Genomic DNA, 13,661 nt, shown 5'->3' with positions numbered 1-13,661 from the left:
TAAAAAGCATCTAGCTGGTCACAAAGTGCACCAGCAGCAGCAAACACAACACAAGCAACGCGGCACCGATGAGACCGGCAACAATTGCCTGCAAGGGCGTAATGCTCACTGCATCGGCGTCGCGGTCCGTTCCTTTGCGGACGCCGAAAAAAGCCCAAAATACCGCCTTTGCAGCTTGCAGCGCCGTGGCTTTCTTCCGCTCGCCCGCTTCCTGATGCATTGCATATCCGTCTAGCCCGTTTTTCCGCGGCTGCCGTCCACTTCAAAGAAAGTATAGGACGGTGTAGTGGTGCTTACGTCCCTGGGTAACTGCGGATCAATTACAAATACCACGGGTATTTTCCCTACTTCATTCGCTTTCAGGGTCCGCTGCGAGAAACAAAAGCATTGCACCTTCTTAAAATACAGCACCGCGAGCTGCGGTCCGTAACTCGGTATCGCCTGCCCGGTGACAGAATAGGGCAAGGTATTCTTAGCCTCATAAACCACGTGCGTCATATCCCGCAGATGGACTTTCACGCCGCCCTGCGACGGCTGGAAGTTCCAGGACAGCGAGTGGTGGGTATTCGCGTCGAATTCAACGGTGACGGTGCGCGAATAATCCACTTGGGAGTTCTTTGCCACTTCATCAGCCTTGAGGGTATTATTAAATCCGGTGACGTCACAGGTATTCTTGTAAAACGGTACCAGCGCAAACCCAAAGCCGATCATCGCCACTGAGACAATTACCAGTTTCCTGAGCATCGTACTTTTAGACCGGTTTACGCTCATCGCCAATGACTGATAATGAAACCAATTAGAAAAGCTGCGGCGATCGAAAGCATGATCAAAGCGGTTCGCACCCTGTTCTTCTGCGAACCCGGTTCAGCATGTCGCATCATCGCCGGTTCACCTCTCCTATTTGACCACGGGTGGCGTCTCGAAGCTGTGGTAGGGAGGAGGTGACGGCAGCGTCCACTCCAGCCCATGCGCGCCTTCCCACGGTTTGGCGGGCGCTTTTTCCCCGCTGCGGATGCATTTGATGACGAGATACACAAACACCAGCTGCGACAGGCCGAAGCCGAAAGCGCCGATGCTGGAGATCATGTTGAAGTCGGCAAATTGCGGCGCGTAATCGGGAATACGGCGCGGCATTCCCGCCAGACCCAGAAAATGCTGCACAAAGAAGGCGACGTTGAAAAAAATCATCGATAGCCAAAAATGCCATTTGCCAAGCGTTTCGTCATACATTTTGCCGGTCCACTTCGGCAGCCAGTAGTAAACGCCGCCGAAAATGCTGAACAGCGCGCCTGCCACCAGCACGTAATGGAAATGCGCGACCACGTAATAGGTGTCCTGCAGCTGAATGTCCACGGGCGTAATAGCCAGCACCAGTCCGGTAAAACCACCCAGGGTAAACAGGAAAATGAAGCCAATGGCGAAAAGCATCGGAGTCTCGAAGGTCATTGAGCCGCGCCACATGGTCGCAACCCAGTTGAAAACCTTCACGCCCGTCGGCACCGCAATCAGCATGGTTGAGTACATGAAAAACAATTGTCCCGCCGCCGGCATGCCCACGGTAAACATGTGGTGCGCCCAGACACAGAAGGAGAGAATCGCGATCGAGGCGGTGGCGTACACCATTGAGGTATAGCCAAACAGAGGCTTGCGCGAGAAGGTCGGAATGATTTGCGAAACGATGCCAAAGCCGGGGAGAATCATGATATACACCTCGGGATGGCCGAAGAACCAGAATACGTGCTGGAACAGCACCGGGTCGCCACCTCCGGCCGCGTTGAAGAAATGGGTGCCGAAATGGCGGTCCGTTAGCAGCATGGTTACCGCGCCGGCCAGCACTGGCATTACGGCGATCAGCAAATATGCCGTTATCAGCCACGTCCATACGAACAACGGCATCTTCATCAGCGTCATCCCGGGCGCGCGCATGTTGAGGATGGTAGTAATGATGTTGATCGCGCCCATGATGGAGGACGCGCCGAGCAAGTGGATGGCGAAAATAGTCAAATCCATGCCGGGACCCAACTCCACAGACAGCGGCGGGTAGAGCGTCCAGCCTCCGGCCGCGGCGCCGCCCGGCACGAAGAACGAAATGAGCAATAGAGACGCGGCGAACGGCAGGAGCCAGAAACTCCAGTTGTTCATGCGGGCAAACGCCATATCCGGCGCGCCGATCATCATCGGCACCTGCCAGTTCGCGAAACCTACAAATGCCGGCATGATTGCGCCAAAGATCATGATGAGCCCGTGCAAGGTGGTGAGCTGGTTAAAGAAGTCAGGTCGCAGGAATTGCAACCCCGGCTCGAACAGCTCGGCGCGAATGGTCATCGCCATGGTGCCGCCGATGAAGAACATGATGCAGCTGAAGGTCAAATACAGCGTGCCGATGTCCTTGTGGTTGGTCGTCATCACCCAGCGCATGATGCCGCTAGGATGATGTGCGTGATCGCCGTGGGCGTGCGTTGCTTGTGCTGCGTCCATGATGCTGTTCTCCTTATCCTCTTGGTCTGTTACTTACGCAATGCTTTGATTTGGCTCGGCTGTATCACGTCTCCCGTCTTGTTACCCCAAGCGTTGCGCTCATAGGTGATTACCGAAGCAAGCTCAAGGTCCGAAAGCTGCTTGCTGAACGCAACCATCGCCGTGCCCGGTTTTCCGTTCATCACAATATTCAAATGATCTGCTTTGGGGCCGTTGACGATTTTTGAGCCGTCCAGGGCTGGGAAGGTGCCGGGAATACCCTTGCCGTTGACCTGATGACAGACAGCGCAGGTTGTATTAAAAACCTTTTCCCCCTGAGCTTTCAACTCATCCAAGGTGAAAGTCTTGTTGATATTGACCGTCGTTGCCGCCTGTGCCTGCTTTTGCTCGGCGAGCCAAGTCTCATAATCTTTTTGTTCCTTCGCTACCACTACGATAGGCATGAAGCCGTGGTTCTTGCCGCACAATTCCGCACATTGGCCGCGGTAAATTCCGGGTTTCTCAACTTCGAACCAAGCGTCACGGATAAAACCGACGATCGCGTCCTGCTTCACTCCGAAGGCGGGTACCCACCAAGAATGAATCACGTCATCAGCCGTGATAAGCACGCGAATTCTTTTGTCAATCGGGACCACCAGCGGATTGTCCACTTCCAACAGATAATGTTCGTCCCTGGGCGCCCGGCCGTAAATCTGGTCCTCCGGCGTGGAAAGCGTACTGTAGAAACTGATGCCGTCTTGCAAGTAATCATACTTCCATTTCCATTGATAGCCGGTGACTTTAATGCTTATATCCGGATTGGAAGTATTTTTCATCGCCAGAACGGTTTTCGTGGCGGGATACGCTATAGCTACCAAAATGAAGAAAGGAATAATGGTCCAGATGATCTCGACGGTAGTATTTTCGTGGAACTGGCTGGCTTCATGGCCAAGCGATTTACGGTGCTTGAATATCGCATAAAACATCACGCCAAACACCCCGCAGAATATGACCACGCACACCCAAAGAATCAGGGTGTGCAAATCGTAAATTTGCTGGGCGATGGGCGTTTCAGGTTGTTGCAGGTTTAATTCATAGGCGCTTTGCGCCGCTCCGGCATAGAACATTGGAAGCAACAGCCCGATCCAGCACAGTAGTAACTTTTTTGCCATATTCACCCCAGGAAAGCACGAAGTTTAGCTTTTTTTGCCCTAAGAATCCGACGCCGCATCAAATTGATCGAAGCCATTAGCGCTGCCGGATTCTATCTTTAAGCTGCCGCGCGAGCTTTACACGTTCTTCTTCCGTCAGGTAAAGCCCGAATTCCACCTCTCGGCCGTGCGAACGCAGCGCCAAGCGACTTCCTTCGGTGTCGCACACCACCTGTGCCCAGTATCGGTTGAACTCGAAGTGCCCGAGCCTTCCGTGTTCCATGCGCTCGAGCACGAGTCGGTCGCCGTTCAAGGTGAGACGCTCATAATCGTCCGACCGACGCCCGATAAAGTAGAAAGCCAGAAACAAAACCAGCATTTCGAGGCCGGCGAATGGCAAAACCAGCCACGCTCCAAAAGCCGCAAACGCCGTGGAAATGCCGAATGAAACGACAAAAATAAAACCAAAAACCAGATACCGGCCCGACGTGCTAAGCGAGTTGTTGCGTTTTGCGGTAAGCGTGTAAGCCCCCGCATCATCCACATCTGCAAACTGCATGCTTGTGGCTCCCGACCCGCTCGGCCCGTTTTTCGCCAAGCGCGTAAATTAGCATACGGATAACAGCAAGGCAAGAATAAGCACTGCGTCTGCGTCCGGTGTTTGAATTCAGATCAAGGATTGTACAGCGAGCTCACGCGCCAGTTTTTCCGGCCGCGGATCGGGCTGAAACGCGAACACACTCAGTGGAGGTCGGTTAATCCGTTCCTCAAGCGCGAATAAATTCTCTCGCAGCGCGGCCATGTGCGGATCAATGCAGTTTGCGACCCAACCCGCGAGTTTCAGGCCGCGAGAGTGAATTGCGGCTGACGTCAGCAACGCGTGGTTGAGACACCCCAACCGCATACCCACCACCAGAATGACCGGCAGATCGAGCAAGCTGGCAAGATCGGCCGTGTCCTGCCGATTATTAAGCGGCACTTTGAAACCACCCACTCCTTCAACCACGACCACATCGGCCATTTTTTTCAACTGCTCGAACGCCTCTTTAATTAACTCCGTCTTGATTTCAATCCCGGCCTGTCGCGCGGCGATATGTGGCGCAATTGGCGAATTGAGCGCGTACGGATTCACAATATGCCGCGGCGCCTTGATTGTGCTCGCCGCAATCAGCTGTTCTACATCATGGTTACGCGGACCTTCAAGGCTTGCCTCGCAGCCTGTGGCCACTGGTTTCATTCCCACCACGCTAAATCCGCGTGACGCAATAGCGTGCAGCAATGTGCACGCAAGTATTGTTTTGCCGACAGAGGTATCGCTGCCAGTTACAAAAAAACCGCGCCTCATGAACTCTTGGCTTCCAGCCGGATAACTTTTTTTCCATCATCCATACGCGGGGATTCGGGTTTCCAGGCGTGTCCGTACACCACTTCAAAAGTCGCCGGTAGCCGCCCTTCACGACGAAACTGCTCGTAATTGCGAGCGACAGCCTGAAACTGCGTTTTTCCGGTTAATCCGCGGCGCCTGCCGCGGGACACGTTATGCGCGCCAATGCTCTTTAGGTCACGCATCAGCGAAGTGAGGTCGGAATAAGTCATGCTAATCCGTTCCATTTCCATGACTGGGTTGACAAACCGCGCAGCAACCAGCATGTCGCCGAGATCATGCATGTCTGCGAAGCGATGCACATGGCTGTAACGATCTATCCCCGTATACGCCTCGCGCAATTCTTTCAGCGTATCCGGGCCAAACGTACTGAACATGAACAAACCTTCGGGCCGCAATGCGCGATGCATTTCGACAAATACTCGGTGTGGATCATTTAGCCATTGTAGCGTCAGGTTGCACCACACCATGTCTATGCTTGAGCTTTTAACCGGCAGGCGTTCAATGTCTGCGCAAACGTGAGCGATGGTTCGGAAGAAAAATGGCAGCCAGCGCCTCGGCAGGTGCTTTTGCGAGCGCTGCAGCATGCCACGCGCGATATCCAGCGCCAGCACGCTTGCCTTGGGAAAGCGTTGCAGGAGTGCGCGGGTGCCCTCTCCGGTGCCGCTGCCGGCATCGAGTATCGATCGCGGAAGATATTTGATGTAGTCTAGGCGGCCGAGCATACGAGCGCCCACTTCGCGCTGCAATACTGCGGCTTCATCGTAAGTCGCAGCCGCGCGCTCGAAAGCAAGCCGCGCAAGGCGCTTGTCTATCGCGAATGGATCTTCATCATTCATTGATAAATTCTGAAACCACTTTCACAAATCTGGTGCCCTGGTCCAGGAACGGCACATGGGCGCAGTCCTCGAACATTTCCAATCGCGCCCGAACGAGAAGGTGCGCCAACCGGTATGCAGAGATTTCGGACACCAGCCGGTCTTTCTGCCCGTGCACCAGTAATGTCGGTTGACTTATTTCGCGGATTTCTCGGCGCAAATCGGTATCCAATAGCATTTGCAGGCCCGCTTGCAATGCCTGGAGGTTAGCGCCTTCGAATATGCGTTCGCAGAGCCAAGCACATTGCCTGCGCGCGTTCTTCGCCCCGCGCAATTGCAGTGATGCAAAGCGTCTGAGCGAGCGTTGCGCATCGCGCCGTAAATCTGCGGCGAAATCCTGCAATACCGACCCTTCAATTCCACTCGGCCAGCTGTTATCGCGCACAAACCGCGGTGTCGCTGCAACCAGCACCAGGCGCGTCACCTGTCCGGGAAAATCGTGGGCCCAACGTAGCGCTACCTGCGCACCCAGTGACCAGCCGCAAACACAAACGGATGTAGGTATCGCTATTGCCAGGCCTTGAGCAATTTTTTCAAGCGTATATGGCGAACAGGCCGGACTGTGGCGGTAGCCGGGCAGATCTACGAGATGAACGCGGAAACGGTTCGCCAAGTCCGCGCGCACTCCGTCCCACACGCCACTGTGCGTGCCCCAGCCGTGGAGAAGCACCAGATCCCGTCCGTTGCCTATGGTTTCGATATGCAATGACAATTCAAAACCCGTTCAGCACAGAGCGCAGAGGAATTCCAGAAAATTCTTAAAGACACGATAGCTACGACCATAAAAATTTACGCCGCGAGCGCCACCGTTAAACTGTTCTTTCCAATTCATGCAAAGCGTTTGCAAGCCGCTCTACGTCTTCTGCCGTGTGGGTGGCGGACAGCGAAATCCTCAGTCGCGCTGTGCCCGGCGGCACGCTGGGCGGTCTAATCGCAGGAACCAGAATTCCCATTTCCGCCAGCGCCGCGCCCACCTTTAGCGCCATGCGGTTCTCGCCGATAATTAAAGGCTGGATCGGGGTTTGCGAGGGCAGCAGTCGCCAACGCTCGAGGCGCAGGCAATTATTGAAGCGCGCAATCAAATTCGCAAGATGTGTTCTGCGTAGATCTTCAGCGCAAATCAAATCCAGGCTTTTGAGCAAGGCATGCGCAAGAAGCGGTGGTGTCGCAGTTGTGTAAATGTAGCTGCGGGAGCGCTGCATCAGTGTTTCGACGATTTCTTTTTCGCCGGCAACGAACGCGCCAAATACGCCGGCGGCTTTGCCCAGGGTCGCCATGTAAATGATGCGCGGCGAACTCACGTTGCAATGCGAGAGTACGCCCCGGCCCTGCGCGCCCAGCACGCCAAAGCCGTGCGCGTCGTCTAGTAAAAGCCAAGCATTATGCCGCTCGCACAAGGCAAGGAGTTCCGGCACAGGCGCAATGTCACCGTCCATGCTGAACACTGCATCACTCAACACAAGCTTGCGGTTGTTAGGCGACGCAGCGAGCAGCTTTGCCAGCGCTTGAATATCAAGGTGCGGATATCGCCGAAGTTTCGCTCTTGAAAGCAGCGCCGCGTCATTAAGCGACGCGTGGTTCAGCCGGTCGCCAAACAGTACACCGTCGCGGCCGCTAAGTACGGTCACCACCCCGAGGTTCGCCATATAACCGGTGGAAAATAACAACGCTTGAGGCTGTCCGACAAATTTTGCGAGTTTTTCCTCGACCGAGTGATGCGCGATATTGTGTCCGCTTACCAAGTGCGAGGCTCCGGCGCCGACTCCGTATAATTCTGCGCCTTCGCGTACAGCCGCGACCAGCGCCGGATGCGAAGCGAGCCCAAGGTAATCATTGCTGCAGAATGAAACGAAGTCGCGCCCGTCAAGTTTTACGTGAGAGTCGTGAGGCCCTGCCATCATCTTGCGGACGCGTAGTAGACCTTCACTTTCGAGGCGTTGAAGCTGATCGCGCAGGTGGGTAAAAAGCATCTGTACCAATGACAAGCCTGTCCCAGGCTTGTCCTCGGTTTATTGAAGAAAAATTACATCGGGCGCATGCCGAGCTTAAGCAACAATGCTTTATCCTGCGCCGCTTTTGGGTTGCCGGTAGTCAGCAGCTTGTCGCCGTAAAAAATGGAATTTGCGCCCGCGAGAAAACATAATGATTGAAGTTCCTCAGTCATGGATTCGCGTCCGGCAGAAAGCCGCACCATGGCCTTGGGCATGATGATGCGCGTAACGGCAATGGTACGCACAAACTCCAGTGCGTCCAGCTTCTCGGTTCCAAAGAGGGGCGTGCCTTCGACCTGTACCAGGTTATTGATCGGTACGCTTTCAGGATAAGGATCAAGGTTGGAAAGTTGCGCAATCATCGTGGCACGTTGGCGACGTGTCTCGCCCATACCTACGATGCCGCCGCAACACACCTTGATGCCGGCGCCACGAACCCGTTGCAGCGTCTCCAGCCGATCCTGGTAGTTGCGTGTGGTGATGATTTCTCCGTAATAGTCTGCTGAAGTATCGAGGTTGTGGTTATAATAATTTAGTCCGGCCTCGTGCAACTGTTCCGCTTGGCCCTCCTTAAGCAGCCCCAAGGTTGCACAGGTTTCCAGTCCCATGTGCCGCACCACCCTAATCATTTCGACTACTTGATCCAGTTCTTTCTGCTTTGGACCACGCCATGCAGCCCCCATGCAAAACCGCGTCGCTCCCTCTTTCTTTGCGGCGTTCGCCGCAGAAATCACCGCGCTCAGCGGCAGCATTTCGTGGTTTTCTACACCAGTGTGATAACGTGCCGCTTGCGGACAATAGGCGCAATCCTCGGGACAGCCTCCAGTTTTGATCGAAAGCAACGTCGACAACTGCACCGCATTGGCATCGAAGTATTGACGATGTATTTGTTGCGCACGGAAAATTAGATCGTTGAACGGCAGTGCGAATAAGGCTTCAACCTCTGCCGTGCTGTTCGCTCGCGGCGGATTGCCACGCTTTTTCTGATCGAGTGCGGACGGGGTCATGTTTCGATTATGTCAACATAGAATACGATGGGGTAACGCTTAAAATTGCATGCATCATCAAGTATTTCTATTGAGTTGTCAATTTCGGCAATGAATATTTTAAACAACTGCCTGGCGTTCGCGCACCGCATCCTGCAAAACGAATGCGTGCTTTGCGGCGCCGCAGTCCGTACCCAAAGCTTATGCACGGGCTGCCACGAACACCTGCCGCACCTGCGCCAGCCGCGTTGCAGGATATGTGCGCTGCCAATACCTGTTGGAGATCTGTGCGGCAGCTGTATGAGCGACCCTCCGGCATTTCAATGTACACGCGCCGCTTTTATTTACAGTTTTCCGGTTGACGCTTTGGTACAGTCGCTCAAGTATCAGGGAAATCTGGCGCTTGCTCCGGTTCTCGCTGTGGAGTTGCTGCGCAATTTAGACGACCGGCCTGATTACCTGATCCCCGTGCCGCTCTCTACTGCAAGGCTGCGCGAGCGCGGCTTTAATCAAGCGCTCGAGATCGCGAGAGTTATTTCAAAGAAGTTGGGCGTGCGTCTATTGACTGATGCGTGCCGCAGGGTTCTCGACAACCCGCCGCAAGCGGGCCTGCCTTGGAAAGACCGCGCCAAAAACGTGCGCGGCGCCTTTCTGTTTACTGCAGAACTTCGCGAAAAAAAAATCGCGCTGCTTGATGACGTGATGACTACAGGCGCGACGCTCAACGAGCTTGCCAAGGCGGCGCGCAAAAAGGGAGCGATTGAAATCAGTGCTTGGGTCGTGGCTCGTACTCTGCCGCCTTAGGCAGCTACTTTTTGGCGATCGCTATTTGCTTCAACTGCTGTTCGACAAACGCCTGCAATTCGCGAGTAATCCCGCCGGCTGTTATCACTTGTTGAAAAGCATACGCGCCCCGGCTAATTGTTGCACCGCCTGCAATGAAATCCTAGGCCCATGTACCACACCCATACCGGCCTGAGCCTCGACATCGTGTGAGGATGCCCGACTCCTTCGCGACGCCATGTCTGCCGCAATAGTGGTACCGAAATGCGAACCTGCCTTTCGCGTTGCGCGTCGCGAACGAGAGCGTTTCTTCGAAATTTCAACCACGTCGCCAATATTCGTTCTTTCCAGACCGAACGCACACGGCCGTGTCCCCGAGCTGACCTATTTTCGAGGTAAGGAACAGAGTGCCGTACGGGCGCAGGATTAGGTTTGGAGACATCCGAAATTCAAATCGGATTTTGGCCTGATCGGCGCACTTCGACTCCGAGCAGTTTGCACCGGAGGTTAGCGTTGGCATAGAAATATTTGACGTAAGTGGTGTTGAGCTGCTTGGCCACGCCTTCCGTTCTCTGCTCTTCGCCCGCAATGGAATCGCCAAGTAAATCTACCTCAGGGTTCGTGCTTTGCATTTGCTGCTCAAGCGCAATTTTAACCCGGTTCTGCTTGGCTGGTTAGAAGGCCGACTCGATTTCGCGTCTGCGGTTTCTTCCAGGCTTTGCCATAAAATAATTTTATAAATAGATAAAAGCGCTTTTGTAGCAAGCGTGCTGGGCGACCCCGAACGGCTCAATATATTTTTTTCTTATATGATACGAGGCGTATGTTCGATCTAGTCCTGTATCAGCCCGAGATTCCTCCGAATACCGGAAGCATCGTGCGCCTTTGCGCAAATACCGGCGTGTCGCTGCATCTGATCAAGCCGTTGGGCTTCAAACTGAACGACCGCCAGTTGCGTCGCGCAGGTCTTGATTACCATGAATTCGCGCGTGTTACGTTGCATGAAAGCTGGGACAGCTGTAAAGAATCCTTGTCCGGGCGCCGTCGGTTTGCCGTCACTACCCGTGGCAAGCGACGCTACGATCAAGTCACATTTTGTCCCGGCGACGTATTCGTTTTCGGCCCGGAGACACGAGGATTGCCGCAAAACCTTCTGGAAAGCTTTGCCGAGCCGAACCGAATCCGGTTGCCAATGCTAGCGCAAAGCCGCAGCCTGAATCTGGCGAATGCGGCGGCGGTGGTGATTTACGAAGCGTGGCGGCAGGCAGGTTTTAAAGGAGGTCAGTAGCTTTCAGCTTTGGGATCACGGTCCAACAGCTCCTGCAGCGCCACTTTTGCAGGAACGTCCTCATACAGCACACGGTGCACCGCGCGTGTGATGGGCAAATCTACTTTCAGTTCACTTGCGAGCTGTTGTACCTCACGCGCCGTAGTCACGCCTTCCGCGACATGGCCAAGCTTCCCGAGTATCTGTGACAGCGGTTGCCCGGCGGCCAGCATCAACCCGACTTGTCGATTGCGCGAAAGATCGCCAGTGCAAGTGAGAATCAGATCGCCTGCACCGGCCAAACCCATGAACGTTTCCGGCCTGCCGCCCATTTTCATGCCCAACCTCGTAATTTCCGCCAATCCCCTGGTGATTAGCGCAGCCCTCGCGTTGTGGCCTAAGCCCATGCCATCGGCAATGCCAGCCGCAATCGCCATTACATTTTTCACCGCGCCACCTACCGCCACGCCAATCACGTCGTTGCTTGAGTAAATACGCAGTTTCTGGCTGTGCAATTCCTTTGCTGTACTTTGCGCAAAGGTCTTGTCGGAAGAAGCAAGGGTAAGCGCAGCGGGCAGGCCTTGCGCCACTTCCTGAGCGAAGCTGGGTCCCGATAGAATTGCGTAGCGGGTTCCTTTTGCAAGTTCCTCCGCTGCGACTTGATTCGGCAAACATTGGCCGCCGGGTTCGAAACCTTTGCAGGCCAAAATTCCCGGCACGCGGCTGGACGTCATCGCCCGCATAGTCTGCCGCAAGCCCTGCATCGGCACTGCGATCAGCGCCAATTCGGCGCGCGCCAGCGCGTCAGTGATGGCCGAATGAAATTGTATTGTTTCCGGCAGGGAAAAACCCGGCAAGAAGCGTGAACTACGATGCGTTCGGAGGTGGGTAAAATGCGCAATATCGTGTTCCCAGAGGCCGACGTCGTAGCGCGAAGAAAAGGTGATGGCAAGCGCAGTGCCCCATGCGCCCGCGCCGAGAACCGCGAGCCTCATACGCCCCACACTTGATTGGTGCGTATATAACCGGTTTGTCCATCGCGATGCCGCACCTTGATCCAACCCGGATCTGACGATTCCACAAATTCCAGCAACACCGACTGCTCTGCCTGAAACACCACGGGAGCATTGTCATTTGGAGCCTGACGTATGTCGGCGAGGGGCACATTAACCATCACGCTACGCTTATCGCTTAGAGATTGTTTTTCCACCCAAGCAAGATCTCCGCTGGCATCGCGCACCTTGATCCAGTTCTCCAGCACCACCACAACTTCCACCGGGTAATTACGGCCGAGCACGTAAAGCTTTTGAGCTTTAAGCGACGGCGCGTCGTATAGCACTACCGCGTCTTCGTCAACAGTGCGGAATTCCGTCGCCCAAAGCGGCGGAACAGCCAAACACATTAAAACAACAATTAAGCAGTAACGCATGACTGAAAAGTTCAATGAGTAGTTGGCGCGTTCACCTGAGGCTGCTGCTGGCGATGCTGATACAGGGCTTCGAAATTCACCGGGTTAAGGATCACCGGCGGAAAGCCGGCGCGGCTGACAACATCAGAAATTACCTCGCGGGCAAATGGAAAAAGAATATTCGGGCAAGCGACTCCCAGAATTGGTTCAATTTCCTCTTTTGCCACGTTTCGGATGTTAAAAATTCCGGCTTGGGCCGCCTCCACCAAAAACAGGGTCTTGTCCTTGAGCTTGGCGGTAATAGTGACGGTCACGACGACCTCGAAAACCCCTTCATCAATCGGGTTGCCCTCAGTATGGATCTGCACATCCACCTGAGGTGCTTCGCGTTCCAGGAAAATGCGCGGTGCGTTGGGAATCTCTAGAGATAAATCCTTTACGTAAAGCTTTTCAATCGAAAATACCGCCTGCTGTTTTTCGCTCATTGCGTGTGCCTGTTTTCAAAAATTAAGTATTGCCGCCGCCGCACAGCATTTCGCCAAGCTTGCCGGAGTGTTCCAGTGCTGCGAGCTCTTCGTATCCGCCAACGTGACGGTCATTGATGTAAATCTGAGGCACGGTGCGGCGGCCGGTCTTTTGCACCATCTCGATACGCTTTTCCGGGTCGAGATCAACGCGAATCTTGGTTATCTGTATAACTCCTTTGGCGCGCAATAGACGTTCCGCCATCATACAAAACGGACATATTCCCGTTGCATACATGCGCACTGTAGACATCTCACGAGCCTTTTTCCACCGGCAAGCTCGCTTGTTCCCATGATGAGATTCCACCTTTCAGCCTGAATACCTCATTGAAACCATTTTTACGGAGAAGTGCGCAGGCTTTTGCAGCCACGGTGCTATTTTGGCAACTCACTAAAACCGGGCGCGCTTTGTACCTTTCAAGTTCACGCACGCTCTGATTTAACCGCGCCAAGGGGATATGCTTCGCATTCGGAATGTGCCCTGCCGCAAACTCAGTGCCCTCCCCCACATCCAGCACCACCGCATCACGGCGATTAATCAACTGTACCGCTTCCAGCGTGTCTATCTCGCTTCCACCGTAGACGCGGCCGGAAATTATCGGCCAAACCAGCATCGCCCCGCTCACCACTGCGAGTAGAATCAACCAAATATTATTTTGTACAAACTCCAATGTCTTTCGCCTTGATTTTCTGGTCAGACAATTTTAGCAGAGGCTCAAGGTTTGCGGGGTGCCGAGCTGTGAAAGTCGGTATATAAAATTCGCCGTTGGCCCGGGTAATCAAACATAGTACGCATAAACTACGTTATCGCTGGCTGCACTTGAATGTGGAA

Annotated in this window: 18 protein-coding genes; 2 read left to right on the top strand and 16 right to left on the bottom strand. The window is 54.3% G+C overall.

All coding sequences use genetic code 11. The features are described from left to right. Positions 1-10: 10 nt before the first annotated feature. From VLV32_01090 to bioB, 10 genes are all read right to left on the bottom strand, one after another. Entirely contained in the window at positions 11-220 is a 210-nt protein-coding gene (locus tag VLV32_01090) for a DUF2970 domain-containing protein (GenBank protein ID HUL40495.1), read from the bottom strand. 11 nt (positions 221-231) lie between these two features. Then, positions 232-771 (bottom strand): cytochrome c oxidase assembly protein, encoded by a 540-nt coding sequence (locus VLV32_01085; protein ID HUL40494.1) that lies wholly within the window; start codon positions 769-771, stop codon positions 232-234. Between the two features lie 126 nt (positions 772-897). Beyond that, positions 898-2,478, bottom strand: a complete 1,581-nt coding sequence (ctaD, locus tag VLV32_01080) for a cytochrome c oxidase subunit I (GenBank protein ID HUL40493.1) — start codon at positions 2,476-2,478, stop codon at positions 898-900. A 29-nt stretch (positions 2,479-2,507) separates the two neighbouring features. Beyond that, positions 2,508-3,584, bottom strand: coding sequence for a cytochrome c oxidase subunit II (coxB, locus tag VLV32_01075; GenBank protein ID HUL40492.1), 1,077 nt, complete (start codon positions 3,582-3,584; stop codon positions 2,508-2,510). Positions 3,585-3,705: 121 nt separating this feature from the next. Further along, a complete protein-coding gene (locus tag VLV32_01070; GenBank protein ID HUL40491.1) occupies positions 3,706-4,167 on the bottom strand; it encodes a DUF2244 domain-containing protein in 462 nt (153 codons plus the stop codon). A 108-nt stretch (positions 4,168-4,275) separates the two neighbouring features. After that, entirely contained in the window at positions 4,276-4,953 is a 678-nt protein-coding gene (gene bioD / locus VLV32_01065; GenBank protein ID HUL40490.1) for a dethiobiotin synthase, read from the bottom strand. Next, positions 4,950-5,831: a malonyl-ACP O-methyltransferase BioC gene (bioC, locus tag VLV32_01060; protein ID HUL40489.1), complete on the bottom strand. Its 882-nt coding sequence runs from the start codon at positions 5,829-5,831 to the stop codon at positions 4,950-4,952. The genes bioD and bioC overlap by 4 nt, the downstream gene beginning before the upstream one ends. Continuing rightward, complete coding sequence (gene bioH / locus VLV32_01055) at positions 5,824-6,582, bottom strand: pimeloyl-ACP methyl ester esterase BioH (GenBank protein ID HUL40488.1); 759 nt, start codon at positions 6,580-6,582, stop codon at positions 5,824-5,826. The genes bioC and bioH overlap by 8 nt, the downstream gene beginning before the upstream one ends. Positions 6,583-6,679: 97 nt before the next feature. Then, positions 6,680-7,855 carry an 8-amino-7-oxononanoate synthase gene (gene bioF / locus VLV32_01050; protein HUL40487.1) on the bottom strand — a complete coding sequence of 392 codons (1,176 nt, stop codon included), beginning with the start codon at positions 7,853-7,855 and terminating at the stop codon, positions 6,680-6,682. A 38-nt stretch (positions 7,856-7,893) separates the two neighbouring features. After that, positions 7,894-8,868, bottom strand: coding sequence for a biotin synthase BioB (gene bioB, locus VLV32_01045; protein ID HUL40486.1), 975 nt, complete (start codon positions 8,866-8,868; stop codon positions 7,894-7,896). Between the two features lie 90 nt (positions 8,869-8,958). Between bioB and VLV32_01040 the strand changes: the two genes are divergently transcribed. Further along, a complete protein-coding gene (locus VLV32_01040) occupies positions 8,959-9,651 on the top strand; it encodes a ComF family protein (GenBank protein ID HUL40485.1) in 693 nt (230 codons plus the stop codon). 428 nt (positions 9,652-10,079) lie between these two features. On the opposite strand, the gene VLV32_01035 is transcribed toward VLV32_01040, so the two are convergent. Next, positions 10,080-10,262 carry a hypothetical protein gene (locus VLV32_01035; GenBank protein HUL40484.1) on the bottom strand — a complete coding sequence of 61 codons (183 nt, stop codon included), beginning with the start codon at positions 10,260-10,262 and terminating at the stop codon, positions 10,080-10,082. A 191-nt stretch (positions 10,263-10,453) separates the two neighbouring features. On the opposite strand from VLV32_01035, the gene trmL reads away from it, so the two are divergent. After that, positions 10,454-10,918 carry a tRNA (uridine(34)/cytosine(34)/5-carboxymethylaminomethyluridine(34)-2'-O)-methyltransferase TrmL gene (gene trmL, locus VLV32_01030; GenBank protein ID HUL40483.1) on the top strand — a complete coding sequence of 155 codons (465 nt, stop codon included), beginning with the start codon at positions 10,454-10,456 and terminating at the stop codon, positions 10,916-10,918. Here the strand turns inward: trmL and VLV32_01025 are convergent. Genes VLV32_01025 through VLV32_01005 form a run of 5 tightly spaced genes read right to left on the bottom strand, consistent with a single transcriptional unit; the run spans position 10,912 to position 13,500 of the window. Continuing rightward, the gene (locus VLV32_01025) at positions 10,912-11,892 is read right to left on the bottom strand and encodes an NAD(P)H-dependent glycerol-3-phosphate dehydrogenase (protein ID HUL40482.1); all 981 of its coding nucleotides are present in this window, start codon (positions 11,890-11,892) and stop codon (positions 10,912-10,914) included. The two genes, trmL and VLV32_01025, sit on opposite strands and share 7 nt — an antisense overlap. Further along, positions 11,889-12,326 carry an SH3 domain-containing protein gene (locus VLV32_01020; protein ID HUL40481.1) on the bottom strand — a complete coding sequence of 146 codons (438 nt, stop codon included), beginning with the start codon at positions 12,324-12,326 and terminating at the stop codon, positions 11,889-11,891. The genes VLV32_01025 and VLV32_01020 overlap by 4 nt, the downstream gene beginning before the upstream one ends. 11 nt (positions 12,327-12,337) lie before the next feature. After that, entirely contained in the window at positions 12,338-12,790 is a 453-nt protein-coding gene (gene secB, locus VLV32_01015) for a protein-export chaperone SecB (protein ID HUL40480.1), read from the bottom strand. A 22-nt stretch (positions 12,791-12,812) separates the two neighbouring features. Continuing rightward, positions 12,813-13,082, bottom strand: coding sequence for a glutaredoxin 3 (gene grxC, locus VLV32_01010; GenBank protein HUL40479.1), 270 nt, complete (start codon positions 13,080-13,082; stop codon positions 12,813-12,815). Between the two features lies 1 nt (position 13,083). After that, positions 13,084-13,500 carry a rhodanese-like domain-containing protein gene (locus tag VLV32_01005; protein ID HUL40478.1) on the bottom strand — a complete coding sequence of 139 codons (417 nt, stop codon included), beginning with the start codon at positions 13,498-13,500 and terminating at the stop codon, positions 13,084-13,086. Positions 13,501-13,661 lie beyond the last annotated feature (161 nt).

It is taken from the genome of Burkholderiales bacterium, from assembly GCA_035518095.1.
GTDB lineage: Bacteria > Pseudomonadota > Gammaproteobacteria > Burkholderiales > JAHFRG01 > JAHFRG01.
This window is presented reverse-complemented; position numbering and strand designations above follow the sequence as displayed.